The organism is Sphingomonas sp. 1185 (assembly GCF_040544655.1).
Lineage (GTDB): Bacteria > Pseudomonadota > Alphaproteobacteria > Sphingomonadales > Sphingomonadaceae > Sphingomonas.
Genome location: NZ_JBEPKL010000005.1, coordinates 129,747 through 155,954, shown reverse-complemented (window position 1 = coordinate 155,954; position 26,208 = coordinate 129,747). Strand labels below are relative to the sequence as shown.

Sequence of the window (26,208 nt, the reverse complement as noted above, 5' to 3'; positions counted from 1 at the left end):
TCCCTTTCCGAAAGCCCGATCCCATGAAGACGATCATGAAGACCGCCCTCACCTCGCTCGCGCTGATGCTGGCGCTGCCCGCCTGTGCGCAGACCAAGCCCGCTCAGAACCCCAATGACGCGGACCCCGCCTTGTGGGTGGTCAAGGATGCCGACACCACCATCTATCTGTTCGGCACTATCCATGTGCTGAAGCCCGGCCTGACCTGGTTCGACGAGGCGGTGAAGACCGCCTTCGACAAATCCGACCAGCTGGTCCTGGAGATGGTCGAGCCCGACAAGGCGACCATGCAGCAGATCGTGCTGAAGAACGGCTTTTCCCCGACCGGCCCCACGCTGACCGAACAGCTGCCCGCCGACAAGCGCGGCGCCTATCTGAAGGCGATCGCCGATCTGGGCGCGCCGCCCCAGGCGTTCGACCGGATGAAGCCATGGCTCGCCGCCGTCACCCTATCGATCGCGCCGCTCCAGAAACAGGGTTACGATCCCGCCAACGGGCCGGAAAAGGTGCTGACCGAAGCGGCAAGGTCGGAGGGCAAGCCGGTCGAGGGGCTGGAAACCGCCGAGCAGCAGATCGGCTATTTCAACGGCCTGTCGCCCAAGGCGCAGATCGAGTTCCTGACCTCGACCGTGGACGAACTACCCAAGGCGGGCGAGGAAATGGCGAAGATGGTCGACGAATGGGCGCATGGCGACCCCGACGCGCTGGCCCGCGACATGAACGAGAGCCTGAAGGACTCGCCCGAGGTCGCCAAGACGCTGCTGACCGACCGCAATGGCCGCTGGGCGAGCTGGATCAAGCAGCGGCTGGCCAAGCCCGGCACGATCTTCATGGCGGTCGGCGCGGGCCATCTGGCCGGGGACGACAGCGTCCAGGCGCAGCTCGCCAAGCAAGGAATCAAGGCGCAGCGCATCGCCTATTGAGGCGCGGCGGCCGACACCTTGCCTTTTGCCGCCTTTGCGGCTATGCGCCGCCGCTTCCGGTCATGGTCATCCCTGGAGGCGTGATCGGGAAGCTATATCCCTTTTGTTTCGGAGTTACTGGAATGAGCGACACCCTTACGCTCGCCGCCGAGACGCGCGATCAGGTTGGCAAGGGAGCCTCCCGTTCGCTGCGTCGTGAAGGCCGCGTCCCCGCCGTGATCTATGGCCAGAACAAGGCCGCCGCGTCGATCCATCTCGAAGAGAAGGCGCTCGTCAAGGCGCTGATGACCGGCCACTTCTTCACCTCGGTCATCATGGTGGACGGCCAGCGCACGCTGGCGAAGGACGTCGCGTTCCATCCCGTCACCGACCGCCCGCTGCACGTCGACTTCCTGCGCATCGGCGAGCATGAGACCGTCACGGTCGCCGTTCCGGTCGTCTTCACCGACGAGGACGAGAGCGGCGTCAAGCAGGGCGGCGTGCTGAACATCACCCGCCACGAGATCGAGCTGGTCGTCGACGCCGCCAACATCCCGACCGAGATCAGCATCTCGCTGAAGGGTCTGGCCGTGGGCGACTCGATCCACATCTCGGACGTGAAGCTGCCCAAGGGCGCCGAGCCCGCCATCGACGACCGCGACTTCGCGATCGCCACCATCGTTCCGCCGACGGTTCCGACCGCCGCGGACGAAGCGGCCGATGCGTCGGAAGGTTCGGAAGAGGCCTGATCCGGCCTCGCTTTCTCTCACGAGCGAGCGAACGAAAATCAGGGCAGGTGGCGGCGACGCCCCTGCCCTTTTTCGTGCCCCGCAAACAGGCACGAAAAAGGGGCCGCCGAACCGGGTGGTCCGACGGCCCCGCTCATCCCCGCTCGGGGAATCGTAGGAACGGAGGGGGTGTTCCGGCTCAGCCCTGACCCTGGCTCAGAAAGCCGGTCAGCTCGGTCTTCGACACCTTCTTGCTCTTGTCGGTGTCGGCCTGGGCAAAGGCGGTGCCCACCCATTTCTTAGTCGCAGGCGACTCGGCCTTGGTCGACGGGTCGGTCTGCGCCTTCAGTGCGACCATCCATTGGGTGAACTCGGCCTTGTTCAGCTGGCCGTCACCGTCCTTGTCATAGGTCGGGAACTGGGTGTCGACGACCTGCGCGATCTGGCTGCCGGTCGCCTGGACCTGCCCCTCGGCGGGGGCCGCCTGGGCGGGCGCGGCGGGTTCCGCCGAGGGCGTGGCGGCCTGCATCGGATCAGCCGTGGTTGTCGTCGCCGATTGCGGCGCCGCCGGCGTGGTCTGGACGGGGGCAGGCGCGACCTGCGCAAGCACCGGGGCAGACGCCATCATGGCACCGGCAAGAAAAGCATATTTCATCATCTCGTCTCTCCCTTACTCTGGTCGATCGATGACTATGAAGACCGGAAACGCATCTTCGCCTTTAGTGATACGATCCCGTTCGGCATTTGACCATATGGGGTTTGCATCTTCGGATTTGAAGGCTCGGCTCGTCCCTGCTAACGGCACGGCACACCGTGATTCCGAGAGGGAGTGCACGGTAAGCCGTGCCGTTTCCACGACCTGAAGGTGCCCCGATGATTCCGCGCTATTCCCGTGCTCCCATGACCCGGATCTGGGATCCCCAGACCCGTTTCCGCATCTGGTTCGAGATCGAGGCGCACGCCACCGACGCGCTCGCCGAGCTGGGCGTCGTGCCGAAGGAAGCCGCCGCGCGCATCTGGGAAGCCGACAAGGCGGCGGGCGATTTCGACATCGACCGGATCGATTCGATCGAGGCGGAGACCAAGCACGACGTCATCGCCTTCCTGACCCATGTCGCCGAGCGGACCGGGCCGGAAGCACGCTTCCTGCACCAGGGCATGACCTCGTCCGACGTGCTCGACACCTGCCTGGCGGTGCAGCTGGCGCGCGCCTCCGACATCCTGATCGAAGACCTCGACGCGCTGCTCGCCGTCATCAAGCGTCGTGCTTATGAGCACAAGCTGACCCCGACCATCGGCCGCAGCCATGGCATCCATGCCGAGCCGGTCACCTTCGGCCTGAAGCTGGCGCAAGCCTATGCCGAGTTCGACCGCAACCGCGCCCGCCTGGTCGCGGCGCGCGCCGACATCGCCACCTGCGCGATCTCGGGCGCGGTCGGCACTTTCGCCAATATCGACCCGCGCGTGGAGGCCCATGTCGCCGAGAAGATGGGCCTGACCGTCGAGCCCGTCTCGACCCAGGTCATCCCGCGCGATCGCCATGCGATGTTCTTCGCGACGCTGGGCGTCATCGCCAGCTCGATCGAGCGGCTGGCGACCGAGGTCCGCCACCTGCAGCGCACCGAAGTGCTGGAGGCCGAGGAATATTTCTCGCCTGGCCAGAAGGGCTCGTCGGCGATGCCGCACAAGCGCAACCCGGTGCTGACCGAGAATCTGACCGGCCTGGCCCGCATGGTGCGCGGCTATGTCACCCCGGCGCTGGAGAATGTCGCGCTGTGGCATGAGCGCGACATCAGCCATAGCTCGGTCGAGCGCTATATCGGCCCCGACGCGACCATCACCCTCGACTTCGCGCTCGCCCGCCTGACCGGCGTGATCGACAAGCTGGTCGTCTATCCGGCGCGGATGGAGAAGAACCTCAACAAGATGGGGGGCCTGGTCCATTCGCAGCGCGTCCTGCTGGCGCTGACCCAGGCGGGGGTGAGCCGCGAGGACAGCTATCGCCTCGTCCAGCGCAACGCGATGAAGGTGTGGGAGTCCGATGGCGAACTGTCGCTGATGGAACTGCTCAAGGCCGATGCGGACGTGACGGCGGCGCTGTCGCCCGAGGAGATCGAGGCGCGGTTCGACCTCGATTATCATTACAAGAATGTCGACACGATCTTCGCGCGGGTGTTCGGCGCGTAATCGGTCGGGGGAGTCCCATTGGCGGCCTGTCCCGCCGAGACGGACTCCCCTCCCCCAACCCCTCCCGCCTGCGGGAGGGGAGTTGCCTGGGGAAGCGCTTACCCTTTTCCCTCTCCCCTCCCGCAGGCGGGAGGGGTTTGGGGGAGGGAACCCGGCCGATCAAATGCGATCGGCCCATAAATCGTCACATGACGATCAACCGGCCGTGAGCCCCCTCACCCCACCCATTGCGCCAGCCAGTCCGCCACCGCCTGCGGCGTCATCGCCCGCGCATCGGCCAGCGCGGTTTCTCGCCCGGCATTGACCAGCTTGTTGGTCTTCGGATCGACGATCAGCACCGCGGGCACGCCCGCCAGCCGCCCGGTGATGCCGTAAGAGGCCGGGACATCCATATTCTGGTCGAACCGACCCACATCGACCGTCACCACCTCGAAATGCCGGGCGACGAAGGGCCGCATCTTCGGCGACTCCATCACCCCTGCCAGCAACCGGCAATCGAGGCACCAGTTGCCGCCCAGATCGATCAGCACCCGCTTGTGCGCCTTGACCGCCCGCGCGCGGGCCGCCGCGATGGCCGCCTTGGCGTCGCCCGCATGGTAGGGCAGCGGCAGGGGCTTGGGCAGCGCCTCGAAACTGGCGATCCCGACGCGCGGCGCGGCGACCGGCGCGGCGGCGGGGAGCAGCGCGCACGCAGCGAGAAGGGGCAAAGCGGCTTTCCACGGCGACATGACAATCTCCATCCTGATGACCGCCATTGGAGCGCGACCGTCGCCGCAATGCAATATGGCTTTGCTTGGGGGCTGGACGCCGCGCCTATGCCCCACTGGCCGGGATCAGCGTCGGCACGTTCCGCGCGGCGAGCAGCCAGCGGTAAAAGGCATCGATTAGATACACCCGAAGCGTGGTCGGCTCGACGCTCAGCTTCTTTACCCCCTCCAGGCACTCGGGCGCATTGACGAGCATCGCCTGTTCCAGCCCTCGGACCAGATCGCTGCCCTGCGGTGCGTGGAACAGCCGGGTCGCGAGGACCGGCTGGGTCTGAACCAGGCAGGCGGCCACGACGAACCCCGATTTCTCCGGATTCTGCCGATAGCGGTTATGGTCGGTTTCCACCTTGCGGAAGCGCGCGCGTACCACCGGGTCGAAGGTCTGCACGGCATCGAGCGACGCATCCGGCGCGAAGGCGCGCAACGTCCGCTCGAGCAGGATTCCGCGATGGAGGATATCCTGCCCCGCCAGCGCGGGGTTCCACGGCGGGCTGGATCCCAGCGGCGGGTAACATCCCCAGTTGGTGACGATGACCATGCCCTGCGCATATTCGGTGCTGGCCAGCGACGGGGGTCCTTCGACCGCCTTGCGCAACCAGTCCCGGCTGGCCTTGTCGAAGGCACAGGCCAGGAACTGGTCCGCGCGCTCATAGGCGATGTTGACCTGTGTATTGTCGACCGGCGCCCAGCGGACATTGACGGGCAAGGCGTCGCGCGGAAGGCTGAGCGCTTGGACGATGATCTCGTCGGACGATCCGGCATCCGGCAGAACGGCCTTTTCGACTTTCCGGGGCGGAACAGCTTGCGCCGCGACAGGCGCCAACACCATCGCACCGAGGGCGATCAAGCATCCAAGCAGGTGACGCATCGCAGGACTTCCCTGTCAAAGTCGCGCGACAATCATGACTCCCGCCCTGCCCGGGAGTCAACAGGGCAGGGATGGATGATCATCCCGGCCCTGCACCGTCTGACAATGTCAATCGACGGAAAACCTTGCTTATTCGCCCGCGAAGACACTCTTCAACTTGGCGAAAAAGCCCTGGCTTTCAGGGCATTCGTCCCCGGTCTCGGTTTCACGGAACAGTTCGAGCAATTCGCGCTGGCGGGTCGACAGCCGGGTCGGCGTCTCGACTTCGATCTGGATGACCAGATCGCCGGTGCCGCGCCCTTGCAGGACGGGCATGCCCGCCCCGCGCTGGCGGAGTTGCTTGCCCGACTGGATGCCCGCCGGAATCTTGATCTCGTGCATCCGCCCGTCGAGGCCGGGAATGGACAGCGCCCCGCCGAGTGCCGCCGTGGTGAAGCTGATCGGCGCACGCGCGAACAGGGTCGTGCCCTCCCGCTCGAAGATGGCGTGCCGCTTGACGTGGAGGAAGATATAGAGGTCGCCCGCAGGCGCACCGCGCGCGCCCGCCTCGCCCTCACCCGACAGGCGGATGCGGGTGCCCTCGTCTACGCCCGCCGGGATGTTGACCGACAGCGTCTTGGTCTTTTCGATCCGGCCGTCGCCGCGACAATCGGGGCACGGATCGGCGATGATCTGGCCCGCGCCCTGACAGACCGGGCAGGTCCGCTCGACCACGAAGAAGCCCTGCTGCGCGCGGACCTTGCCATGGCCGCCGCAATGCTGGCAGGTCTTGGCGCTGGTGCCGGGCTTGGCGCCGGTGCCGTCGCAGGTGTCGCACGCGGCCGAGACATCGATGGTGATCTCGGTCGACTTGCCATGGAACGCTTCCTCGAGCGAAATTTCCATGTCGTAGCGCAGGTCCGCACCGCGTCGCGGCTGTTGCCGCCCGCCGCCGCGTCCGCCGCCCATGAACTCGCCGAAGACGCTTTCGAAAATATCGGAGAAGGCACCGAAATCCTGCCCGCCATGGCCGCCGCCACCGCCCATGCCCTGCTGGAAGGCCGCATGGCCATAGCGGTCATAGGCCGCCCGCTTCTGGGGGTCCTTCAGGCAGTCATAGGCTTCGCTGATCGCCTTGAACTTGGCCTCGGAGTCCTTGCAGCCCGCATTGCGGTCCGGGTGGTATTGCATGGCCAGCTTGCGGTAGCGCGACTTGATCGTCGCATCGTCCGCGGTGCGCTCGCATTCGAGCAGTTCATAATAGTCGATCGTCGTGCTCATGCCCGGTCTCGCCCCGTCCGCCTGTGCGTGGCCCGCCGACCGACCGTGCCGTCAGGCCGGACGGAGCGGACGCCCAAGCGCTTCGCCACTTCATGCCCCGAAAGGCGGTATTCTCAACAGCAACCGAAGGCCCGGCCCGCCGACAGGCAGACCGGGCCGACAGCCTTACTTGGTGTCGTCGACTTCCGAGAATTCGGCGTCGACCACATCGTCCTGCTTGGCCGCACCGGCATCGGCGGAGGGCGAAGCCTCTGCCTGCTGCTGCTTCTCGTAGATCGCCTGGCCCAGCTTCATCGCGACCTGAGCGAGGGCCTGCGCCTTCTCGTTCATGGTGTCGGGGTTGCCACCCTCGACCGCCGTCTTGGTCTCGGCAATGGCCGCCTCGATTTCCGACTTCAGCGACGCGTCGACCTTGTCGCCATTGTCGGCCAGCTGACGCTCGGTGGTGTGGATGAGCGACTCGGCGTTGTTCTTGGCCTCGGCCTCGGCACGACGCTTCTTATCCTCTTCCGCGAACTTCTCCGCGTCACGGACCATCTGGTCGATGTCACTGTCCGACAGACCGCCCGAGGCCTGGATACGGATCTGCTGCTCCTTGCCGGTGCCCTTGTCCTTGGCCGAGACGTTGACGATGCCGTTGGCGTCGATGTCGAACGTGACCTCGATCTGCGGCACGCCGCGCGGCGCAGGCGGGATGCCGACCAGGTCGAACTGACCCAGCAGCTTGTTGTCCTGCGCCATTTCGCGCTCGCCCTGGAAGACCCGGATCGTCACCGCATTCTGGTTGTCGTCGGCGGTCGAATAGACCTGGCTCTTCTTGGTCGGGATCGTGGTGTTGCGGTCGATCATCTTGGTCATGATGCCGCCCAGCGTCTCGATGCCCAGCGACAGCGGGGTCACGTCGAGCAGCAGCACGTCCTTGACGTCGCCCTGCAGCACGCCCGCCTGGATCGCCGCACCCATGGCGACGACTTCGTCGGGGTTCACGCCGGTGTGCGGGTCCTTGCCGAAGAAGTTCTTCACGACCTCACGGACGCGCGGCATGCGGGTCATGCCGCCCACCAGCACCACGTCGGCGATCTCGTCGGCCTTCATGCCCGCATCGGCCAGCGCCTTCTTGCAGGGCTCCAGCGTGCGCTGGATCAGGTCCTCGACCAGACGCTCGAGGTCGGCGCGGGTGATCGACTTGACCAGGTGCTTCGGGCCGTTCTGGTCGGCGGTGATGAAGGGCAGGTTGACCTCGGTCGACTGGGCCGAGGACAGCTCGATCTTCGCCTTTTCGGCCGCTTCCTTCAAACGCTGGAGCGCCAGCTTATCCTTGGTGAGGTCGATGCCCTCTTCCTTCTGGAAGCCCGACGCCAGGAAGTCGACGATCTTGTTGTCGAAGTCCTCGCCGCCCAGGAAGGTGTCGCCGTTGGTCGCCTTCACCTCGAACACGCCGTCGCCGATCTCGAGGATCGAGATGTCGAACGTGCCGCCGCCAAGGTCATAGACCGCGATCGTCTTGCCGTCCTGCTTCTCCAGGCCATAGGCCAGAGCAGCCGCGGTCGGCTCGTTGATGATGCGCAGCACTTCGAGGCCCGCGATCTGGCCGGCGTCCTTGGTCGCCTGGCGCTGCGCGTCGTTGAAGTAAGCGGGAACCGTGATGACCGCCTGGGTCACCGTCTCGCCGAGGTACGATTCGGCGGTTTCCTTCATCTTCTGCAGCGTGAAGGCGCTGATCTGCGACGGGCTGTAATCCTTGCCGCCCGCATTCACCCATGCGTCGCCGTTCGGACCGCGCGCGATCGCGTAGGGAACCAGCTCGGTGTCCTTGCGGGTGACGGGATCGTCATAGCGGCGGCCGATCAGGCGCTTCACCGCGAAGATGGTGTTGTCGGGGTTGGTCACCGCCTGGCGCTTGGCGGGCTGGCCGATCAGGCGCTCGCCATCCTTGGCGAAGGCGACGATCGACGGCGTGGTGCGCGCGCCTTCCGCATTCTCGATGACCTTGGGCTTGCCGCCCTCCATGACAGCGACACAGCTGTTGGTGGTGCCGAGGTCGATGCCGATCACTTTTGCCATAAGTCTCTAAATGCCCCTCAAGAACATAGTCTGGAAGTCCAATGCCGGGGTTCGCCGGTCCCGAAAGCGGCAACCCGAAAACCCCGTTCACTGGCCGGATATAGGTGGGCGATCCGTTGCCGCAAGATTGGATGGAACCTAGTGTGGTCTCGGGATTTGCCGAAACGAGAGGGTTCATCATGTGTCGCGCCGTTTTTCTGGGCCTTTGTGCGCTTGCCGGGGCGACGCTGACGGGATGCGCGCAAAAGCCGGAACTCTATGCCGAAGAAGGCTGGGTCCGTCTGGCCGCCGTGCCCGGCCGCCCCGCCGCCGCCTATTTCATCGTTCATGGCGGCTCCAAGGCCGTCGACCTGATCTCGGTCAGCAGCGACGTCGCGATCACCAGCGAGATGCATGAGGGCGGAATGGCGATGAAGAAGGTCGACCGCGTCCCCATCCCCGCCGGAGGGACCGTCGCCTTCGCCCCCGGCGGACGGCATGTCATGCTGTACGACATGAACCCCGGCGTGAAGCCCGGACGTATCCTGTCGCTGCTCCTGTCCTTTTCGGACGGCACCCGGTTGCGCCAGGGGGCGCGGGTGATCGGGGCGAGCGATCCGGCGCCGGAATAAGCCAGGGCCGATCGCCATTCAGCGATGCCTTTCCGTCCCTCGCCCCACGCAGAGGGGAGAGGGGAAGAAGAAGAAGCAATCGTGAATGTCGATCGGCTCTGGGGACGATCCGCCTCCCCCCGATGACCGAAAAATGACGGCGGACTGATTTATTTTTCGAGCATCGACCTAAATCGGTAATTAATCGGTCCTTCATGTGTCAAACAAGCGCCATACAGCGCGCCCCGCTGGCTCGAACGAGCCAGAAATGGGGGAATTTTGACCATGTCCGATACGAACGACACCCGGTTCAGCCTGCGGCGGATCGCCGACCGGCGGACGCTGCTGCGCGGGGCTGCGGGTCTGTCGATGCTGCCGCTGACGGGGGCGCTGGCGGGGTGCGACGACGATGCGCTGCTGAACGCCAGACCGACCACGACCGCCGGAACAGCCGCCGCCACGCCGGTCGGCACCACCAGCTTCTCGATCGCGGTGCTGCCCGACACGCAATTCTATTCGCGCTATGCGACCAATGACGAGAACCGCCAGTTCCAGCGCAAATATGGCTCCGAGCCCTTCGCCGCGCAGACCCAGTGGATCGTCGACAACGCCCAGGCCTATGCGATCCCCTTCGTCATCCATCTGGGCGACGTGGTGGATCAGGTGCGCAAGCCCGCGCAGTGGGCGGTGGCCGATGCCGCGATGAAGCGGCTGGAGACGGCGCGCATCCCTTATTCGATCCTGGCGGGCAATCACGACGTCCTGTACGATGTCGACTATCACGTCCCGTCCGACCAGCAGAACGGCACCGATAGCCAGCGTACCCTGTCGGCCGAGCCCTATCTCAACTGGTTCCCGACCTCGCGCGCACAGGCCCAGACGACCTTCCGCGAGCGCGACCGCACCGGTTTCCATGAATATCACATCTTCGAGATGTACGGCGTGACGTTCATGGTGCTGTCGCTGTCCTGGCGCATCTCGGACGCTGGCATCCTGTGGGCGCGCGACGTGATCCGGCGCAACCCGTCCCTGCCGGTGATCCTGGCCAACCACCAGCTGCTCAACATCGACAAGGACGGCAAGAGCCCGCTGGAGACCGATTACGGCCTGATGCTGTGGAACAACCTGATCCGCGACAACGACCAGATCTTCATGACGCTGAACGGCCATCACCACGGCGCCGCGCTGCTGACCAAGACCAACGACTTCGGCAATCCGGTCCATGAGATGGTCGTCGATTACCAGATGGCCTATCAGGGCGGCAACGCGATGATGCGGCTGTACGAGATCGACTTCTCCGCCAACACGATCGACGTGATGAGCTTCTCGCCCTGGGTCGTCCAGAAGCCGAAGGTGACGCTCAACCAGTTCGACCGCGCGGTGCTGGACGATGCGAACAACCGCTTCACGATCAGCATGGACTTCAAGAAGCGCTTCGCCCGTTTCCTGCCGGGCTTTGCCTATACCGAGATGACGGCGGGCGTGCCGATCCTGCCGCGCGTCCGCACGGCGCTGCTGAACGGCTACACCGAGCCCGCCGCGCCCGCCGAGGTGCTGCCGCGCGACGCCGACGACCATCCCAAGATCGCCGAGACCGCCGCGCACTGGCGCGTGGCAAGCGGCATCGTCGACGGCAAGGTCGTCCAGGTCGGCGAAACGCTGCCCGACGTCACCGGCCGCAATCCCATGGCGCGCGTGCCGCTGTCGGGCCCGGCGATGATCGAGGACGTGGTGTGGTCGACCGACCGCCACCGCCTGTCCTCCGCGCCGGGCAGCGTCCGCTTCCGCAACACCGACAAGGTGACCGCGCGCAGCAGCGCCTTCGCCACCGCGACCAGTGCGCCGATCAACGCGGCGACCTTCGGCGCGGGCTATACGGTCGAGGCGTTCATCAAGATCGACGCCAACTGGACCGTGACCAACCACCGCTGGGGCAACATCCTGACCCGCAACGGCAATCGCGGCAATCTGCCGGGCTTTGCCGGGGGCGACCGGGAATCGCCGCCGGTGCTGTTCGCCATCTCGTCGCTGCGCGAGATCCAGTGGGAGGTCGTGCCGTCCTCCAACACCGCCTATCCGCAGGCCAACTGGTCGGGCGAGGTGATGGTCGACACCTGGTACCACATCGCGATCGTCAACGATCCGGTGGCGAACGAGACGATCCTCTATGTCGACGGCGCGCCCGTCCTGCGCAACAGCGCGGGCCAGGTCGGCATCGCGACGCTGGCCGCCGACATGCCCTGGGTGCTGGGCGCGGCCTGGTGGGACGGCGCGCGCAAGGACGGCTATTTCGGCCATATCGGCGAGGTCCGCATCGTCGCCAAGCCGCTGACCAGCAGCCAATGGCTGACCGCGCGGCGGAGCTGATCGATCGGGGGGCGGGTCGCGATGGTGGCCCGCCCCTTCCCTCTTCGCCAGACGTGCCCCATCTGGTCCCCATGACCAAGCGCGCGCTCACCCCCGGCGAAGAACGACTGGCCCGGTCCGTCTTCGGCGATGCGATCGATTATGCGAAGGTGCGGCTGTCCCCGACCAAATGGGCCTTCTTCCAGCCGCGCGATACGGTGATGGCGCCCACCGGCTGCATCCATTTCCACCCCAAGGGCGATTTGTGGCGCGAGGATTTCGGCGCCTGCCCGCTCCATGAGCAGGGGCTGTTCATCCATGAGATGGTGCATATCTGGCAGCATCAGCGGGGCATCTTCCTGCCGCTGAAGCGCTATCCCTTTTGCCGGTACGGCTATGCGCTGAAGCCGGGACAGGCCTTTGGTCGCTATGGCATCGAACAGCAGGCGGAGATCGTCCGCCATGCCTTCCTGCTGAAGCGCGGCGCGGTGGTCGCGGGGGCGCCGCCATTGGCGCAGTATCAGACGCTGGTGCCGTTTCGGGGGGATTAGCGGGCGTTTGCCTTTGGGGCGGGGGCCCTCCCCCATCCCCTCCCGCCTGCGGGAGGGGCGCGTTACGTGGCCACGTCAGGTTCACCCCCGAAGAAGCGCTTGCGGTAACCGCGAGCACGCCCCTCCCGCAAGCGGGAGGGGATGGGGGAGGGAAAGCCGCGAAACCCGCGAAACCCCGAACGAAAAAGGGCGGACCAACCGGCCCGCCCCTCGTCATTCCTCTAGAACTGATCAGTCCGGCTTCTTCGCCACCGCCACCAGCGCGGGTCGCAGCAGGCGGTCCTTGATCATATAGCCCGACTGCATCTCCTGCACGATCGTGCCAGGCTCCTGGTCGGAGGGCATTTCGATCATCGCCTGATGCCTGTTGGGGTCGAGCGGCTGGCCCATCGCCTCGATCTTGGTGATGCCGTGACGGCCCAGCACGCTGTCCAGCTCGCGGCCGGTGGCGTCGAGGCCGGTCACGAGGCCCTTCCACTTGTCGTCGGTGCGCAGATCGGCCGGGATCGCCGCCAGCGCGCGCTGGAGATTGTCGGCGACCGACAGGACGTCGCGCGCAAAGGCGGTCGCGGCATAGTTGCGCGCATCCGCCGCTTCCTTTTCGGCGCGACGACGGACATTCTGATTCTCGGCCTGGGCATAGAGATATTGCTGCTTGGCCTCGGCCAGCTGGTTCTCCAGCTCGGCCAGACGGTCCTGCCCCGCCACTTCGGGCGCGGCCTCGGCCGTTTCCTCACGCAGGTCGGTCTGGGGTGCGTTGGTCGTGTTCTCGCTCATCATAATCCCTGTTCAGCCCATCATCCGGGCAAGCGTTGCCGCCGTGAAATCCACCATGGGCACGACGCGGGCATAGTTCAACCGCGTGGGGCCAATTACGCCGACCACGCCGACCACTTGGCCGTCCAGCCCGCGAAACGGTCGCGCGATCACCGACGATCCCGACAGCGCGAACAATTTGTTCTCCGCGCCGATGAAGATGCGGGTCGAATCCCCCGCGCGCGCCGAATCGAGCAAGCTGGCAATCTCCTGCTTGCCCTCCAGATCGTCGAGCAGGTCGCGCACCCGTTCCAGATCGGCGGCGGCGGCGGCATCGATCAGCCGCCCCTGCCCGCGCACGATCAGGATGGGGCGACGCTCGCCATCCTCGCTCCATACCGCCAGCCCCTGTTCGACCAGCACGCGCGCCGCGCCGTCCAGCGCCGCGCGTCCCGCCGCCAGCTCGCGCTCCAGTCGTTCGCGCGCCTGGCCCAGCGTCAGCCCGGCCAGCGTCGCGGACAGGTAATTGCCCGCCTCGACCAGCGCCGAGGGCGTCATGCCCGGCGGTAGCTCCAGCACCCGGTTCTCGACCGCGCCGTCCTCGGCGACCAGCACGGCCAGCGCCTGGGTCGGCGACAGCGGTACGAAGCCGATCGAGCGCAGCTTCATCTCGCGCTTGGGCACCATCACCAGCCCCGCACAGGCCGACAGGCCCGACAGCACCGCCGTCGTCGCCGCCAGCGCCTCCTCGACCGGGCCGGAGCGCGCGGCGCGTGCCTCGATCGCGGCGCGCTCCTCGATGCTGGGCTCCATCGCGTGCATCATGCCGTCGACGAACAGCCGCAGTCCGATATCGGTCGGCATCCGCCCAGCACTGGTATGCGGCGCGGCCAGCAGCCCGCGCTCCTCCAGTTCCTGGAGCACGTTGCGGATCGAGGCGGGCGACAGGTTGATCCCCGACAGCGCGATGGTCTTCGACCCCACCGGCTGGCCGCTGGTGAGATAGCTGTCGACCACCACGCGAAAGATATCGCGCGCCCGGTCGGTCAGCTCGGTGATCGGTGGCGTGACCATGCCGGAAATGTAGGCATTCCCCGCACGCCGCTCAACCGCGATCGGGAGACGCCCCTTCTTCTCCGCGCCCTCTGCGCCTCTGCGCGCAAAAAAAGAGATTGTTCACGCGAAGCCGCGAAGGCGCGAAGATTGCCAGTCCCCTCTTCGCGGCTTCGCGGCTTCGCGTGAACCATTTTGTCGCGCAGAGGCGCAGAGGACGCAGAGAGAAGAGGAGTGTCTTCCGATCGCCACCGTCCGCTCTGGCGCTACCGGCGGGGGCCGGTTAGGGCTGGGTCAAGGAACAAGGAGAAGACTATGCGCCCGTCCGGCCGGATGCCCGACCAGATGCGTCCCATCACCATCGAGCCGAATTTCACCCGCCACGCCGAAGGTTCGGTGCTGATCGGGTTCGGCGATACCAAGGTGCTCGTCACCGCCAGCGTCGAGGAGCGCGTGCCTCCCTTCCTGCGCGGCAAGGGCGAAGGCTGGGTCACGGCCGAATATGGTATGCTCCCCCGCGCCACCCATACGCGCGGCAGCCGCGAAGCGGCCAAGGGCAAGCAGTCGGGCCGCACTCAGGAAATCCAGCGGCTGATCGGTCGCTCCCTGCGCGCCGTCTGCGACCTGAAGGCGCTGGGCGAGCGGCAGATCACCATCGACTGCGACGTGATCCAGGCCGATGGCGGCACCCGCACCGCCGCCATTTCGGGCGCGTGGGTCGCGCTGCGCATGGCAGTGAACAAGCTGATGGCCGAGGGCAAGCTGACCAGCGACCCGATCCGCAACAAGGTCGCCGCCGTGTCGTGCGGCATCCATCAGGGCACGCCGGTCCTCGACCTCGACTATATCGAGGATTCGAATGCCGATGCCGATGCGAATTTCGTGCTGATCGAGAACGGCCATATCGCCGAGGTCCAGGCGACCGCCGAACACGCCACCTATGACGAGGAAGCGTTACTGCGTCTGCTGCGTCTGGCACGCATGGGCTGCACCGAGATCTTCGCGGCGCAGGACCGGGCGATCCGCGCATGAGCGGCGAAGGCAATGGCCGCCAGGCGATCCGCAAGCTCGAACCCGGCAAGCTGGTCCTCGCCAGCCACAACAAGGGCAAGATCGTCGAATTCCGCGAATTGCTCGCGCCATACGGCGTCGAGGTGATCGCGGCCGCCGACCTCGACCTGCCCGAGCCCGAGGAGACCGGCACCACCTTCGTCGCCAATGCCGAGCTGAAGGCGCTGGCCGCCGCCGACCTGTCGGGGCTGCCGGCCCTGTCGGACGACAGCGGGCTGTGCGTCGATGCGCTGGGCGGCGATCCGGGGCTGTTCTCGGCGCGCTGGGCGGGGCCGGAAAAGGACTTCGCCATGGCGATGCGCGCGGTCGAGGATCGGCTGAACGAGGAACCGGACATGGCGCGCTCGGCGCATTTCGTCTGCGCGTTGGCGGTCGGCTGGCCCGACGGGCATGTCGAATGGTTCGAGGGCCGCGTCGACGGCGCCATCGTCTGGCCGCCGCGCGGGGACAAGGGCCATGGCTATGACCCGATCTTCCAGCCGATCGGCTATAGCGAGACCTTCGCCGAGATGGACCAGGACGAAAAGAACCGCATCAGCCACCGCGCCGACGCGTTCGGCCAACTGGTGAAGGCGGTGTTCTGACCTTCTATTCCTCCCCTGAAAGGGGAGGTGGCAGCCCGAAGGGCTGACGGAGGGGTGTCGCGCTCTCGATAGGGTGACACCCCTCCACCATGCTGCGCATGGTCCCCCTCCCCTTGCAGGGGAGGAAATCGGCTACCCCTTGGCCAGCCGCTTCTGGTTCGCGGTCACCGCCTTGTGCACCGGCGCCATCGCCTGGACCGGCATCGACGCGCCGATCAGCATGGCGCGGGCCATCGACTCCCATGCATCGATGATCCCGCCGCGCGGATCGTGCCGCGACAGACGCGACAGGGCCGCCTGATCGCGGTTCCAGACCTTTGCCGACTGGTCGAACGCCTTCACCTTCTCGCTGACCATCAGCGTCATCTCGGCGACCGAGGACGTGCCCGTCGCCATCGCCCCCATGCGGGTCGCGATCACGCTCTGCGCGCTCAGCATCGCCTCCCCGGCCATCACCGCGAAACGCGCGGGCGCACTCCAGAAGGCGATCCACGCCATCGGATCATAGGGATTCGCCATTGCGCCGTTCCTTTTGCCGCGTCCGTCGAGTCAGAATGCCCGTTCGCCAAAGACGTTGCCCGTCGGGCTATAGCGGCAAACGAGGAAGTCGTCGCGTGCGTTGCTCGCCATCGCGCATCCAACCGTCGTGGAACGCGCCCAGACGATCTGGGTATAATGCGCCACGTCGCCGAACTGCCCGGTCCGGCTCGATTGCGGCACGGGCAGATTCACAAAGTCGCGCTTCTCCGCGACCCAATGCCCCATCATCTCGTCATAGCGATAGGCGCCGCGCGTGCCGGTCCACAGATTCTCGCCCTGCCGGGTCGGTCCCTGCGGCTGTTCGGCATGCTGGAAGCGGCCGGTACGCGCCATTTCCTGCGCATAGGCCAGCGCGCTCGCCGCCAGCCGGTCGTCCCAGGCCAGGGGTGGCAACCCGATTTCGGCCCGCGCCGCGCGGTGCCCGGCCAGCATCGCCTGTCGCAACAATCCGGCCCCCCGCGGCGCGGGCGCATCGGAGGGGCGCGCCTCGACCACGCGCGCGGGCGGACGCTCCCCCGTCCCCGGCCGCGAGGACGGGACCATTTGGCCGCATCCCGCCAGCAACAGGCCAAGGACGGGAATCGATAAGAGATGGCGAAGCGCACGCATCGCCGCCATATCGGGCCGCATCATGTCCTCCGCAATATCGCCGACCCCCGCCCCGCTCGCGCTCTATGTCCATTGGCCCTTCTGCGTCTCCAAATGCCCCTATTGCGACTTCAACAGCCATGTCCGCGAGTCGGTGGACCAGGCAGCGTGGCAAAAGGCGCTGCTCGCCGATCTGGCGCATGAGGCAGAGGCGCTGCCCGACCGGCGGCTGACCTCGATCTTCTTCGGTGGCGGCACGCCCTCGCTGATGCCCCCCGCCACGGTCGCCGCGATCCTGAACGCCGCCGAGCGCCACTGGGGCTTTGCCGAGGGAATTGAGATCACGCTGGAGGCCAATCCCTCCTCGGTCGAAGCGGCGCGTTTCGCCGATCTGGCCGCCGCCGGGGTCAACCGCGCCTCGCTGGGCGTACAGGCGCTCGATGACGAGGCGCTGCATTTCCTGGGCCGGGCGCACGGCGTGGACGAGGCGCTGCGCGCGCTCCAGACCGCGCAAGGGGTGTTCGGGCGGGTCAGCTTCGACCTGATCTATGCCCGCCCGGGCCAGCCCCTGCCCGACTGGGAGGCCGAGCTCAGCCGCGCGATCGGCTATGGCACCGAGCATCTGTCGCTCTATCAGCTGACGATCGAACCCGGCACGCGCTTCCACACCGAGGCGGCGGCGGGGCGGCTGACCATCCCCGACGGCGACGCCGCCGCCGATCTGTTCGAGGCGACCCGCCAGCGCACCGCCGCCGCCGGGCTGCCCGCCTATGAGACGTCCAACCATGCGAGGCCGGGGGCGGAGAGCCGCCACAACCTGACCTATTGGCGCTATGGCGATTATGTTGGGGTCGGCCCCGGCGCGCATGGCCGCCGCGAGGGCGTGGCGACAGTGCGTCGCAAGAAGCCCGAAAACTGGATGGCCGCGGTCGATCGCAACGGCCACGGCATCGAAGCCGAGGAAACGCTTGATCCCGTCACCCGCGCGACCGAGGCGCTGGTCATGGGCCTGCGCCTGCGCGAAGGCGTCGACCTGACCCGCATCACCGCGCTGGCCGGGGGTCGGGAGATGGTGAACCATGCCACGCTCGACACCATGTCGCGACAGGGACTGATACGCCTGGAGGGCAACCGGCTGATCGTCACCGAGGCGGGGGCGCTTCTTCTGGACGCGGTGCTGCGGGAAGTGGTCGTGACGGACGGGGTTCCGGGCTAACCGACCGCGTCGCGCATCCAGTCCAGATAAGGCGGCGAGACGTCGGTGACGGGCAGCGCGAGGATTTCGGGCACGTCATAGCTGTGCAACGCTCCGATCGCCTCGCACAGGGCGGCGAAGCGGGATTTCACCGTCTTGATATGCAGCATCACTTCGGAGTCGTTCTGCACCGCCCCGTCCCAGCGATACCAGCTTTCGATCGGCATCGCCTGAACGCACGCGGCCAATCGGTTCTCGACAAGCATCCTCGCAATGGCGGCGGCCTCGTCACGCCCGCCCACCGCGCACATGACGACGATCGGTTCCGGGTTCACTCCCCGAACCCGGTCGGGGCGGGGGATACGGTGATCGTGGTGCCGTCGCGGATTTCCTGCACCTCCAGCGCGCGTTCGGCCACGCCGTCGCGGCCGAAGCGGAAGGCGCCGTCGATCCCGGAGAAGCCGTCCGACGCGCGCAGCCGGGTCTCGGGGAACGGCGCGTTCATCTTCCAGTCGCGGGCGATCCGTACGGTCAGCAGGACCGCGTCATAGCCCAGGCTCGACAGGCGATAGGGCGCGGTCCTGAACCGGGCGCGGTATTTGGTCGCATATTGCCGGTAGAGCGTGTTCGACACGCTGGCGAACCAGGCCCCGTTCAACGGCGCGCGCGCGGCGATCCCCGATTCGGAGTTCCACAGCTCGGTCCCCAGCAGATGCGTGTTCGCGCCCGACCCGCGCTTCAGGATTGGGGCCGCCGCCGCCGCCGCCGCGCCGCCATCGGCGACCAGCACCGCGTCATAGGGCGCCTTGGCATTCAGCCGCTGCGCCGCCGCCGCGATCCCGCCCGCGACCCGGCCATAGGGCTGGAGCGAGACGACCTGCCCCCCCGCCCCCTCGACCGCGCGGAGAAAGGCGGTCGAGGCGCGCTCGCCATACAGGCCGTTGGGGACGAGGCCCGCAAAGGTCGTGACGCCGCGTTCGTGCGCGAAATCCACCACCCGGTCGATCGACTGGGCGGGCGTATAGCCCATCAGATAGGTGCCGCCGCCCGCGACCCCGGCATCGTTGGAAAAGCTGATGACCGGCACCCGCGCCGCCCGTGCGACGGGGGCGACCGCACGGACATCCTCGGACAGCAGCGGCCCCAGGATCAGCTGCGCGCCCTCGGCGATCGCCTTCTGCGCCGCCGCCGCCGCGCCGTTCGCGGTGTCGTAATTGGTGATTCGGATCGTGTCCGCCTGCGCATCGAGCAGCGCCATCATCGTGGCGTTGGCGATCGACTGGCCCACGCCCGCATTGGCGCCCGACAGCGGCACCAGCAACGCGACGCGGTGGCGCGCGGTGTCGCGCGGCAGGCCGTGCTCGACCTCGGTCGACGGGCGCGGCGTCGTGGGCACGGGCCGGGTCTGGGGCTGTTCGACGGGCCCGCGCGGGACGATCGTCTGGCACGCACCCAGGAACAGCGTCGTCGCCAGCGCCAGGCCGCGCCCGATCCGCCAGCCGTGAAATTGCGAGCCGCCCGAATCTGCGGCCCCCGGTTGTACGAACAGCCCTGCCTCTGTCATGACGATCCCCGTGACCCAATCCGAACACACTCTCGAACCCGGGCTGTACATCGTCGCGACCCCGATCGGCAATCTCGGCGATCTGTCGCCGCGCGCCGCCAACATATTGACAAACGCCGATGTCATTGCCGTCGAGGACAGCCGCGTGACCGCCGGTCTGCTCCGCCATATCGGGGCCAAGCGGCCCATGCAGCCCTATCACGACCACAATGCCGAGCATGTCCGCCCCGGCCTGATCGCGCGCATGGCGACCCAGGCGGTGGCGCTGGTGTCAGATGCCGGGACACCGTTGATCTCGGACCCGGGCTACAAGCTGGTGCGCGATGCGCGCGCGGCGGGCCATGCGGTGGTGACGATCCCCGGCCCGTGCGCCGCCATCGCCGCGCTGACTTTGGCAGGGCTGCCGACCGACCGGTTCCTGTTCGCGGGCTTCCTGCCGCCCAAGGAAAAGGCGCGCGCCGATGCGATCGCCGAGATCGCCGGGATCCGCGCGACCCTGGTCCTCTACGAATCGGGGCCGCGCCTCGCCGCGACGCTGACCGCGCTGGCGGAAGGGCTGGGTGACCGCGAGGCAGCGGTGACGCGCGAGATCACCAAGAAGTTCGAGGAGGCGGTGACCGGCACCCTCTCCACCCTCGCCGCGCGCTATGCCGAGGGCGGGCCAAAGGGCGAGATCGCGATCGTCGTCGCACCGCCGGGCGAGGCCCCGCCCGCCACCGAGCAGGATGCCGACGCCGCGCTGGCCGAGGCGCTGACCCGCCTGCCGGTCGGCCGTGCGGCGAGCGAGGTGGCCAAGGCGCTGGGCCTTGACCGCAAGGCGCTCTACGCCCGTGCCCTGGCGCTGAAGAGCGGAGATTCAAGCGATTAGGATGCGGCGTTAGGGAATTTCTAAGGGACGCAGGCGCATGGCGGGGCCAGGAGCCGCTCCCTCATGTACGCCTTCGATTTTCATCACGACATCAACCTGCTGGACATACGCTGGACAGGATTGTTCACGCCCGAGATCGCGGCGCGCTATGCCCATGAGCTGACGGACGCTTTCTGGCGCAGCGGCTTCGTGCCCGGCTATCTCCTGCGCGTCGATATGAGCGTCATCCGCGTCCAGCCGTCCGATTCCGTCATGGTCGTGCACAACAATATGCGCAATTTCCCGCGCGCCCGCCGCATCGGCATGGTGACCAACAGCGCGATCGCACGGCAGCAGATCCTGCGCCTGATGAAGCAACCCTATTTGCGCATCTTCGAGACGCCCGAATCCGCCCTGGAATGGCTGGTATCGCCAGAGGAAAGCCTCGCCTGATCGCCGGGTCATGGGTTAGCAGGGGCGCATGTCGCTCGTTCCGCCCCGCCCCCGCCGGAACCGCCGCGCCGCCGAAGAGTCGGGCCGACGCGGCGAGCGCCTGGCCGCATGGTGGCTGCGGCTGAAGGGCTGGACCATTCTCGACCGCCGGGTCCGCACGCCTGCGGGGGAGGTCGACCTGATCGCGCGGCGCGGATCGCTGGTCGCCTTCGTCGAGGTCAAGACGCGCAAGACCGCCGCGGACTTGGACTTCGCGATCGACGAACGGCGGCTGGCACGGGTCGCGGCGGCGGCGGAAATCCTGATGGCGAGCTATGCGGGGCCGAGCGACGATATCCGCGTCGACGTCATTCTGCTCGCGCCGGGTACGCGGCCGCGTCACATCGAAAATGCCTGGTGCGGGTGACAGGACAGGGGTGAGGGATTACCTCCGCTAGCAAAGCCCCGTCCGAAGGAAGGAATACCCCATGTCCAAGCCCCTGACCGTCGCCGTGCAGATCGAGCCGATGGACCAGCTCAATATCGCGGGCGATTCGGGCTTCGCGCTGATGCTCGCGGCACAGGCGCGCGGCCACCGGCTGTTCCATTATGAAGCGGGTGAGCTCAATTGGTCGGACGGGCATCTCTGGGCCAAGGCGCATCCCGTCACCGTTCAACGGGTGACGGGCGATCACTATCGCTACGGAGACCCGGTGAAGCTGGACCTGGGCGACGAGATCGATGTCGTGCTGATGCGGCAGGAGCCGCCCTTCGACCTGGGCTATATCACCGCTACCCATTTGCTGGAGCGGGTCGCGGAGAAGACTCTGATCGTCAACAATCCGCGCAGCGTGCGCAACGCGCCGGAAAAGGTCTTCGTCCTCGACTATCCGCAATTCATGCCGCCGACGCTCGTCACCCGTTCGCTGGACGAGGCGCGGGCGTTCCTGGCCCAGCATGGCGAGATCGTCATCAAGCCGCTGCACGGCAATGGCGGCAAGGCGATCTTCAAGGTCGGGCGCGACGGCGCGAACCTGTCCGCGCTGATCGAGGTGTTCAACACCGCATATCGCGAACCGCATATGGTGCAGGCGTTCCTCCCCGCCGTGGCGAAGGGCGACAAGCGGATCGTCCTGATCGACGGCGAGGTCGCGGGCGCGATCAACCGCCTGCCGGGCGAGGGTGAGATCCGCTCCAATCTGGCGGTCGGCGGCTCGGCGGAGAAGACCGAGCTGACGGCGCGCGAACGCGAGATTTGCGCGGTGCTGGGGCCGGAATTGAAGCGGCGCGGGCTGCTGTTCGTCGGGATCGACGTGATCGGCGGCGAATGGCTGACCGAAATCAACGTTACTTCCCCCACTGGCATCGTCGCGATCGAGAAATTCGACGGCACCGATGTCGCCGCCATGATCTGGGACGCGATCGAGGCCAAGGTCGCGACCAAGGGCTGAGGATCACGTCGCGCGCAGGACCGCCGATGCGCACGGAACCCATCGCCCCTCCCGTGCTTTTCCTGCCTTAAGCAATGAGGGGCAGAGCAATGGGTGCAACCACTATCGGCGCGCTGGTCGGTTCCGCGATCGACGGCCTGTCGGGCGACGATGGCGTCGCCGACGGCGCGATCATCGGCGCGGTAACCGCCAATGTCCTGAAGGTCGTGCTGCCGCTGGCCATCACCTATGCGGTGGGCTGGGCGGTGCTGCGTGGCGCAGGCGAGCTCAAGGACCGGGTTTTTGGAGAGGTGCAATGATCGGACGAATCATCGGTGCGCTGGTCGGGCGCGAAGTCAGCCGTCGCGAAGGCAATGACGGGCTGAAGGGTGCCGCGCTGGGCGCGCTGGCGGTGGGCGGCATGCGGCGGCTGGGCCCGCTCGGCCTGCTGCTCGGCGGCGGCTATGCGGCCAAGAAGGCCTATGACCGCCACAAGGCCAGCAAGGCGACCGCCACGCGCTATTGACGCGCCCGATCGCCTTCGACCTGTCGCAGCGCGTAAGCCATGGCTTGACGCGCTGCGGTGGCGTGCGTCAAAGGCAGCCATGCCCAATTCGCCCGCCAATCCCGACGATCCCCACAAGCTGAAGCGCCGCGGCATGTTGTTCGTGCTGTCCTCGCCCTCGGGCGCGGGCAAGTCGACCATCGCGCGCAAGCTGCTGGCGGACGACGCGGGCCTTCAGATGTCGGTGTCGGCGACGACCCGTCCGATTCGTCCCGGCGAAGAGGACGGCAAGGACTATCACTTCGTCGATCTCGAGCAATTTCGCCACATGGTGGCGAATGACGAGTTCCTGGAATGGGCGCATGTCTTCGACAATCGCTACGGCACGCCGCGCGCGCAGGTCGAGGCGATGCTGGCGGCCGGCAAGGACGTGCTGTTCGACATCGACTGGCAGGGCGCGCAGCAGCTGTTCCAGATTGCGGGCGGCGACGTGGTCCGCGTCTTCATCTTCCCCCCCTCTATGGAGGAACTGCGCCAGCGACTCGAGCGCCGCGCGACCGACTCGGTGGCGGTGATCGACGCGCGCATGGCCCGTGCGACCAATGAGGTCAGCCACTGGGACGGCTATGACTATGTCCTGGTCAATGACGATGTCGAACAGTGTTTCCAGGGGGTGAAGACCATCCTCCAGGCCGAACGGCTGAAGCGTTCGCGCCAGACCGGGCTGATCGGATTCATCCGGAAGCTGACCACGAAGTAACTACGGGATGGGTGCCGGGCGCGCCCTTCGCCTTCGCAGTGCGAACGGAGGGGTGGCGTGCCAGCAGAGAGCCTCTCCTCACCCCCACCTCCGTTCAGGCTGAGCGCAGTCGAAGCCCAAGGGAAAGCCTGGCCGCAAACGAATCCCGTGCACTTCGACTTCGCTCAGTGCGAACGGCGGGCGGGCGTGCCAGCAAAGAGCCCCTCCTCACGCCCCACCTCCGTTCAGGCTGAGCGAAGTCGAAGCCCAAGGGAAAGCCTCGCCGCAAACGAATCCCGTGCACTTGGACTTTGCTCAGTGCGAACGGAGGGCGTGGCCTGCCAGTAGAAATCCCCGCCTCGCGCCCCACCCCCGTCCGGGCTGAGCGAAGTCGAAGCCTACGCCCCTACCCCAGCGCCGCCAGAAACCGCACCGCCGCGTCGAACTCGCGCCTTTTGCCGTCGCGTGCCTCGATAGCGAGATAGTCCTCGCCCCATATCTCGGCCTGGAAATCCTCGTCGACATGCGCGGCGATCCACACCGCATCGGGCTCCGCCGCGCCCTCCAGCAGCGCCAGCGCCAGGACCAGCGAGCCGCTGATCGTCACCACCGGCGACAGCGCCGCCAGCCGGAAGGCATCGAGCGCCGCCACCGCCTGCGCCAGCCGATCGACCGTCGCATCGGGCTGGGGCCGGTGCATGATCCCGCTCACCAGCGTGAAATGCACGTCGTAGCGATCGCGCGCCCAGTCGAGCAGCGGGTTCCACACCCGGTCCTGCCGCTCGACCAGCTCGGGCGGCGAGTCGGCGCGGTAGCAGAGCAGGTCGGTTTCGGCATAGCGCGCCAGCCCCTGCGCAAAGGGTGCCGGGTCCGCGCCGATCCGGTCGATCGCGGCATTGGCCAGCCCGGTCAGCGGCATGGCGCGCGGGTCCACCGTCTCCTCGACCGCGCGCCATTCCCCCGCCACCGCCTCGGCGAGCGCGGGCGTCGGCAGGGCCAGCGGCGCGCGGCCCGGCGTGCGCACCGGCCGATCGTCCAGCCGGACCACCCGATCGGCATCGACGCCGACATTCGTCCAGAACCGCTTCATTCCGCACCACTCCGCCAGCGATGCGCCAGACCGGCAGGCACGACCGCGATCATCGCCAAGGCCGACAGGACAATGGCGACGCCCAGCGCCTTTTGCGGCCAGGCCACCCCGCGCGAGGCCAGCACGATGCCGAACAGCGCCCCCGCCACGCCGATCAGGCGGACGCCCGTGATGATGAACCAGTGCCGCCGCGCGCGGCTATCGGCGCTCATGCCCGCACCAGCAGCGCAGGCAGATCGGCCACGTCCTGCGCGACAACCTGCGCGCCCGCATTCACCAGTTCGTGCACGTCATGATATCCCCAGGCCACGCCGACCGCGAAGGCGCCCGCCGCCTTGCCCATCGCCATGTCGAAACTCGTATCGCCGATCATCGCCACGTCCGCCGCGGCCACCCCCGTCTCGGCCATGGCGGCAAAGACCATCGCGGGATCGGGCTTCGAGGGGTGCCGGTCGGCGGTCTGCAATGTGACGAAATGATGCGCCAGACCGTGTTCGGCCAGCACGCGGGCAAGCCCCCGGTCCGACTTGCCGGTCGCCACGCCCATCAGCCAGCCCTCCGCCGCCAGATGGTCGAGCAGCGCGGGGATGCCGTCGAACAGCGGCTCGGGCGCCATCGCGCCTTCGGTGCGCAGGCGGAAGAACGCCGCCTTGTAATCGCTCGCCAGCCGGTGATGCGCCTCGTCGGGCTGGTCGGGGGCGAGCACGTGCATCGCCTCGACCAGGCTCAGCCCGACGATCCGGCGAATTGCCGGTGCGGGCGGTGGGGTGAGGCCGGACAGGGCGAACGCCTCAACGGCGGCAAGGCAGATATTGGCCTGGCTGTCGACAAGGGTGCCGTCGCAATCGAACAGGGCAAGGCGCGGGCGCGTCATCGGCCCGTCCTATCGGCAAGGTCGCGGCGGGGGAAGCGCCCTCGTCCATGAACGATAGCTAACAAACGCATTCAGCATCGCATCATGGCGAATCGGGCAGAAGAGCATCAACGACGACGGGATTGGTCCCTTCGCCGCCGGATTGAAGATCAAGGGAGAAGACGATGTTCAAGAAGCTCTCGCTCGCAGCCGCTGCCCTTGCCGTCGGCGCGACGGCGATGGTTCCGACCGCCGCCTCGGCGCAGCGTTATTATGGCGACCGCTATGAGCGCGCCTATGGCGATGCCTATTATGACGGCTACAACCGGGGCCCGCGTTATGACCGTGGCTATGACGACCGTCGCGGCGGCTATGACCGCGGCTATTACAACCGCGGTCCGCAGCGCTGCAACAGCGGCACCACCGGCACCATCGTCGGCGCGATCGCAGGCGGCCTGCTGGGCCGGACGATCGACACGCGCGGCGACCGGACGCTCGGCACGATCCTGGGCGGCGGCGCGGGTGCGCTGGCCGGTCACGCGATCGAAAAGTCGAACAATCCCGGCTACTGCCGTTAACGGCGAAGGCGGGGGGCAAGCGCCCTCCGCCGTAACAAGGAAGAGCCCCGTCGGCCATAAGGTCGGCGGGGCTCTTGCCATATCTTCACAATGCATCTTGCATAGCAAGGCACATTGCAA

31 protein-coding genes are annotated in these 26,208 nt (G+C 67.1%); 17 read left to right on the top strand and 14 right to left on the bottom strand.

Annotated features, from left to right (window positions below; translation table 11 throughout):
- Positions 1-35 precede the first annotated feature (35 nt).
- Positions 36-923, top strand: coding sequence for a TraB/GumN family protein (locus tag ABIC44_RS06275; RefSeq protein WP_354294330.1), 888 nt, complete (start codon positions 36-38; stop codon positions 921-923).
- Positions 924-1,045: 122 nt separating this feature from the next.
- Positions 1,046-1,651, top strand: a complete 606-nt coding sequence (locus ABIC44_RS06270) for a 50S ribosomal protein L25/general stress protein Ctc (RefSeq protein WP_307103134.1) — start codon at positions 1,046-1,048, stop codon at positions 1,649-1,651.
- Positions 1,652-1,829: 178 nt separating this feature from the next.
- Here ABIC44_RS06270 and ABIC44_RS06265 read toward each other — a convergent pair whose 3' ends face one another.
- Positions 1,830-2,288 (bottom strand): EF-hand domain-containing protein, encoded by a 459-nt coding sequence (locus ABIC44_RS06265; protein WP_354294328.1) that lies wholly within the window; start codon positions 2,286-2,288, stop codon positions 1,830-1,832.
- Positions 2,289-2,503: 215 nt separating this feature from the next.
- On the opposite strand from ABIC44_RS06265, the gene purB reads away from it, so the two are divergent.
- The gene (purB, locus tag ABIC44_RS06260; protein ID WP_309699037.1) at positions 2,504-3,817 is read left to right on the top strand and encodes an adenylosuccinate lyase; all 1,314 of its coding nucleotides are present in this window, start codon (positions 2,504-2,506) and stop codon (positions 3,815-3,817) included.
- Between the two features lie 215 nt (positions 3,818-4,032).
- Here the strand turns inward: purB and ABIC44_RS06255 are convergent, their stop codons facing one another.
- The 4 genes from ABIC44_RS06255 to dnaK form a co-directional block, all read right to left on the bottom strand.
- Positions 4,033-4,545, bottom strand: a complete 513-nt coding sequence (locus ABIC44_RS06255) for a thioredoxin family protein (RefSeq protein WP_309693011.1) — start codon at positions 4,543-4,545, stop codon at positions 4,033-4,035.
- 85 nt (positions 4,546-4,630) lie between these two features.
- The gene (locus ABIC44_RS06250) at positions 4,631-5,452 is read right to left on the bottom strand and encodes a hypothetical protein (protein WP_354294326.1); all 822 of its coding nucleotides are present in this window, start codon (positions 5,450-5,452) and stop codon (positions 4,631-4,633) included.
- 129 nt (positions 5,453-5,581) lie between these two features.
- Positions 5,582-6,712, bottom strand: coding sequence for a molecular chaperone DnaJ (gene dnaJ, locus ABIC44_RS06245; protein ID WP_354294325.1), 1,131 nt, complete (start codon positions 6,710-6,712; stop codon positions 5,582-5,584).
- 165 nt (positions 6,713-6,877) lie between these two features.
- Positions 6,878-8,776, bottom strand: a complete 1,899-nt coding sequence (dnaK, locus tag ABIC44_RS06240; RefSeq protein WP_354294323.1) for a molecular chaperone DnaK — start codon at positions 8,774-8,776, stop codon at positions 6,878-6,880.
- 179 nt (positions 8,777-8,955) lie between these two features.
- On the opposite strand from dnaK, the gene ABIC44_RS06235 reads away from it, so the two are divergent.
- The 3 genes from ABIC44_RS06235 to ABIC44_RS06225 all read left to right on the top strand — a co-directional run bounded on the left by ABIC44_RS06235 (position 8,956) and on the right by ABIC44_RS06225 (position 12,263).
- Entirely contained in the window at positions 8,956-9,387 is a 432-nt protein-coding gene (locus tag ABIC44_RS06235; RefSeq protein ID WP_354294321.1) for a copper chaperone PCu(A)C, read from the top strand.
- A 264-nt stretch (positions 9,388-9,651) separates the two neighbouring features.
- Complete coding sequence (locus ABIC44_RS06230) at positions 9,652-11,733, top strand: laminin G domain-containing metallophosphoesterase family protein (protein ID WP_354294320.1); 2,082 nt, start codon at positions 9,652-9,654, stop codon at positions 11,731-11,733.
- A 71-nt stretch (positions 11,734-11,804) separates the two neighbouring features.
- Positions 11,805-12,263 carry a vgr related protein gene (locus ABIC44_RS06225; RefSeq protein WP_354294319.1) on the top strand — a complete coding sequence of 153 codons (459 nt, stop codon included), beginning with the start codon at positions 11,805-11,807 and terminating at the stop codon, positions 12,261-12,263.
- A 231-nt stretch (positions 12,264-12,494) separates the two neighbouring features.
- Here the strand turns inward: ABIC44_RS06225 and grpE are convergent, their stop codons facing one another.
- Both grpE and hrcA read right to left on the bottom strand, forming a co-directional pair.
- Complete coding sequence (grpE, locus tag ABIC44_RS06220; RefSeq protein ID WP_354294360.1) at positions 12,495-13,040, bottom strand: nucleotide exchange factor GrpE; 546 nt, start codon at positions 13,038-13,040, stop codon at positions 12,495-12,497.
- Between the two features lie 12 nt (positions 13,041-13,052).
- Positions 13,053-14,093, bottom strand: a complete 1,041-nt coding sequence (hrcA, locus tag ABIC44_RS06215) for a heat-inducible transcriptional repressor HrcA (RefSeq protein ID WP_354294318.1) — start codon at positions 14,091-14,093, stop codon at positions 13,053-13,055.
- A gap of 294 nt (positions 14,094-14,387) precedes the next feature.
- Here hrcA and rph point away from each other — a divergent pair, with 294 nt between their 5' ends.
- Together rph and rdgB are read left to right on the top strand one after the other, a co-directional pair.
- On the top strand, positions 14,388-15,104 hold the full coding sequence (gene rph, locus ABIC44_RS06210; protein WP_343528626.1) for a ribonuclease PH: 717 nt from the start codon (positions 14,388-14,390) through the stop codon (positions 15,102-15,104).
- Positions 15,101-15,727: an RdgB/HAM1 family non-canonical purine NTP pyrophosphatase gene (rdgB, locus tag ABIC44_RS06205; RefSeq protein ID WP_309692988.1), complete on the top strand. Its 627-nt coding sequence runs from the start codon at positions 15,101-15,103 to the stop codon at positions 15,725-15,727. The genes rph and rdgB overlap by 4 nt, the downstream gene beginning before the upstream one ends.
- A 132-nt stretch (positions 15,728-15,859) precedes the next feature.
- Here rdgB and ABIC44_RS06200 read toward each other — a convergent pair whose 3' ends face one another.
- Complete coding sequence (locus ABIC44_RS06200) at positions 15,860-16,246, bottom strand: hypothetical protein (RefSeq protein WP_354294316.1); 387 nt, start codon at positions 16,244-16,246, stop codon at positions 15,860-15,862.
- Between the two features lie 30 nt (positions 16,247-16,276).
- Positions 16,277-16,900 (bottom strand): CAP domain-containing protein, encoded by a 624-nt coding sequence (locus tag ABIC44_RS06195; protein ID WP_354294314.1) that lies wholly within the window; start codon positions 16,898-16,900, stop codon positions 16,277-16,279.
- On the opposite strand from ABIC44_RS06195, the gene hemW reads away from it, so the two are divergent.
- Positions 16,899-18,071 (top strand): radical SAM family heme chaperone HemW, encoded by a 1,173-nt coding sequence (gene hemW, locus ABIC44_RS06190; protein WP_354294312.1) that lies wholly within the window; start codon positions 16,899-16,901, stop codon positions 18,069-18,071. The genes ABIC44_RS06195 and hemW overlap by 2 nt on opposite strands.
- Here hemW and cutA read toward each other — a convergent pair.
- Both cutA and ABIC44_RS06180 read right to left on the bottom strand, forming a co-directional pair.
- A complete protein-coding gene (gene cutA / locus ABIC44_RS06185) occupies positions 18,068-18,385 on the bottom strand; it encodes a divalent-cation tolerance protein CutA (RefSeq protein WP_354294310.1) in 318 nt (105 codons plus the stop codon). The genes hemW and cutA overlap by 4 nt on opposite strands.
- On the bottom strand, positions 18,382-19,614 hold the full coding sequence (locus ABIC44_RS06180) for a penicillin-binding protein activator (protein WP_373424675.1): 1,233 nt from the start codon (positions 19,612-19,614) through the stop codon (positions 18,382-18,384). The genes cutA and ABIC44_RS06180 overlap by 4 nt, the downstream gene beginning before the upstream one ends.
- Between ABIC44_RS06180 and rsmI the strand changes: the two genes are divergently transcribed.
- The 7 genes from rsmI (at position 19,613) to gmk (ending at position 23,588) form a co-directional block, all read left to right on the top strand.
- Positions 19,613-20,482, top strand: coding sequence for a 16S rRNA (cytidine(1402)-2'-O)-methyltransferase (gene rsmI, locus ABIC44_RS06175; RefSeq protein WP_354294308.1), 870 nt, complete (start codon positions 19,613-19,615; stop codon positions 20,480-20,482). The two genes, ABIC44_RS06180 and rsmI, sit on opposite strands and share 2 nt — an antisense overlap.
- Positions 20,483-20,545: 63 nt before the next feature.
- On the top strand, positions 20,546-20,914 hold the full coding sequence (locus ABIC44_RS06170; protein ID WP_309699067.1) for an STAS/SEC14 domain-containing protein: 369 nt from the start codon (positions 20,546-20,548) through the stop codon (positions 20,912-20,914).
- A gap of 28 nt (positions 20,915-20,942) precedes the next feature.
- Positions 20,943-21,320: a YraN family protein gene (locus tag ABIC44_RS06165; protein WP_354294306.1), complete on the top strand. Its 378-nt coding sequence runs from the start codon at positions 20,943-20,945 to the stop codon at positions 21,318-21,320.
- Between the two features lie 61 nt (positions 21,321-21,381).
- Positions 21,382-22,344 carry a glutathione synthase gene (gene gshB, locus ABIC44_RS06160; RefSeq protein WP_354294305.1) on the top strand — a complete coding sequence of 321 codons (963 nt, stop codon included), beginning with the start codon at positions 21,382-21,384 and terminating at the stop codon, positions 22,342-22,344.
- A gap of 89 nt (positions 22,345-22,433) precedes the next feature.
- Entirely contained in the window at positions 22,434-22,643 is a 210-nt protein-coding gene (locus ABIC44_RS06155; protein ID WP_307103094.1) for a hypothetical protein, read from the top strand.
- Positions 22,640-22,849, top strand: a complete 210-nt coding sequence (locus ABIC44_RS06150) for a hypothetical protein (RefSeq protein WP_309699073.1) — start codon at positions 22,640-22,642, stop codon at positions 22,847-22,849. Before ABIC44_RS06155 ends, ABIC44_RS06150 begins: the two co-directional genes overlap by 4 nt.
- A 79-nt stretch (positions 22,850-22,928) precedes the next feature.
- On the top strand, positions 22,929-23,588 hold the full coding sequence (gene gmk / locus ABIC44_RS06145; protein WP_307103088.1) for a guanylate kinase: 660 nt from the start codon (positions 22,929-22,931) through the stop codon (positions 23,586-23,588).
- Between the two features lie 385 nt (positions 23,589-23,973).
- Here the strand turns inward: gmk and ABIC44_RS06140 are convergent, their stop codons facing one another.
- The 3 genes from ABIC44_RS06140 to ABIC44_RS06130 are packed head-to-tail and all read right to left on the bottom strand — an operon-like array spanning position 23,974 to position 25,531.
- Positions 23,974-24,657, bottom strand: coding sequence for an ATP12 family chaperone protein (locus tag ABIC44_RS06140; RefSeq protein WP_354294302.1), 684 nt, complete (start codon positions 24,655-24,657; stop codon positions 23,974-23,976).
- Complete coding sequence (locus tag ABIC44_RS06135; protein WP_309699075.1) at positions 24,654-24,869, bottom strand: hypothetical protein; 216 nt, start codon at positions 24,867-24,869, stop codon at positions 24,654-24,656. Before ABIC44_RS06135 ends, ABIC44_RS06140 begins: the two co-directional genes overlap by 4 nt.
- Entirely contained in the window at positions 24,866-25,531 is a 666-nt protein-coding gene (locus tag ABIC44_RS06130) for an HAD-IA family hydrolase (protein ID WP_354294301.1), read from the bottom strand. Before ABIC44_RS06130 ends, ABIC44_RS06135 begins: the two co-directional genes overlap by 4 nt.
- Before the next feature lie 164 nt (positions 25,532-25,695).
- Here ABIC44_RS06130 and ABIC44_RS06125 point away from each other — a divergent pair, with 164 nt between their 5' ends.
- On the top strand, positions 25,696-26,088 hold the full coding sequence (locus ABIC44_RS06125) for a glycine zipper 2TM domain-containing protein (RefSeq protein ID WP_354294300.1): 393 nt from the start codon (positions 25,696-25,698) through the stop codon (positions 26,086-26,088).
- Positions 26,089-26,208: the final 120 nt, after the last annotated feature.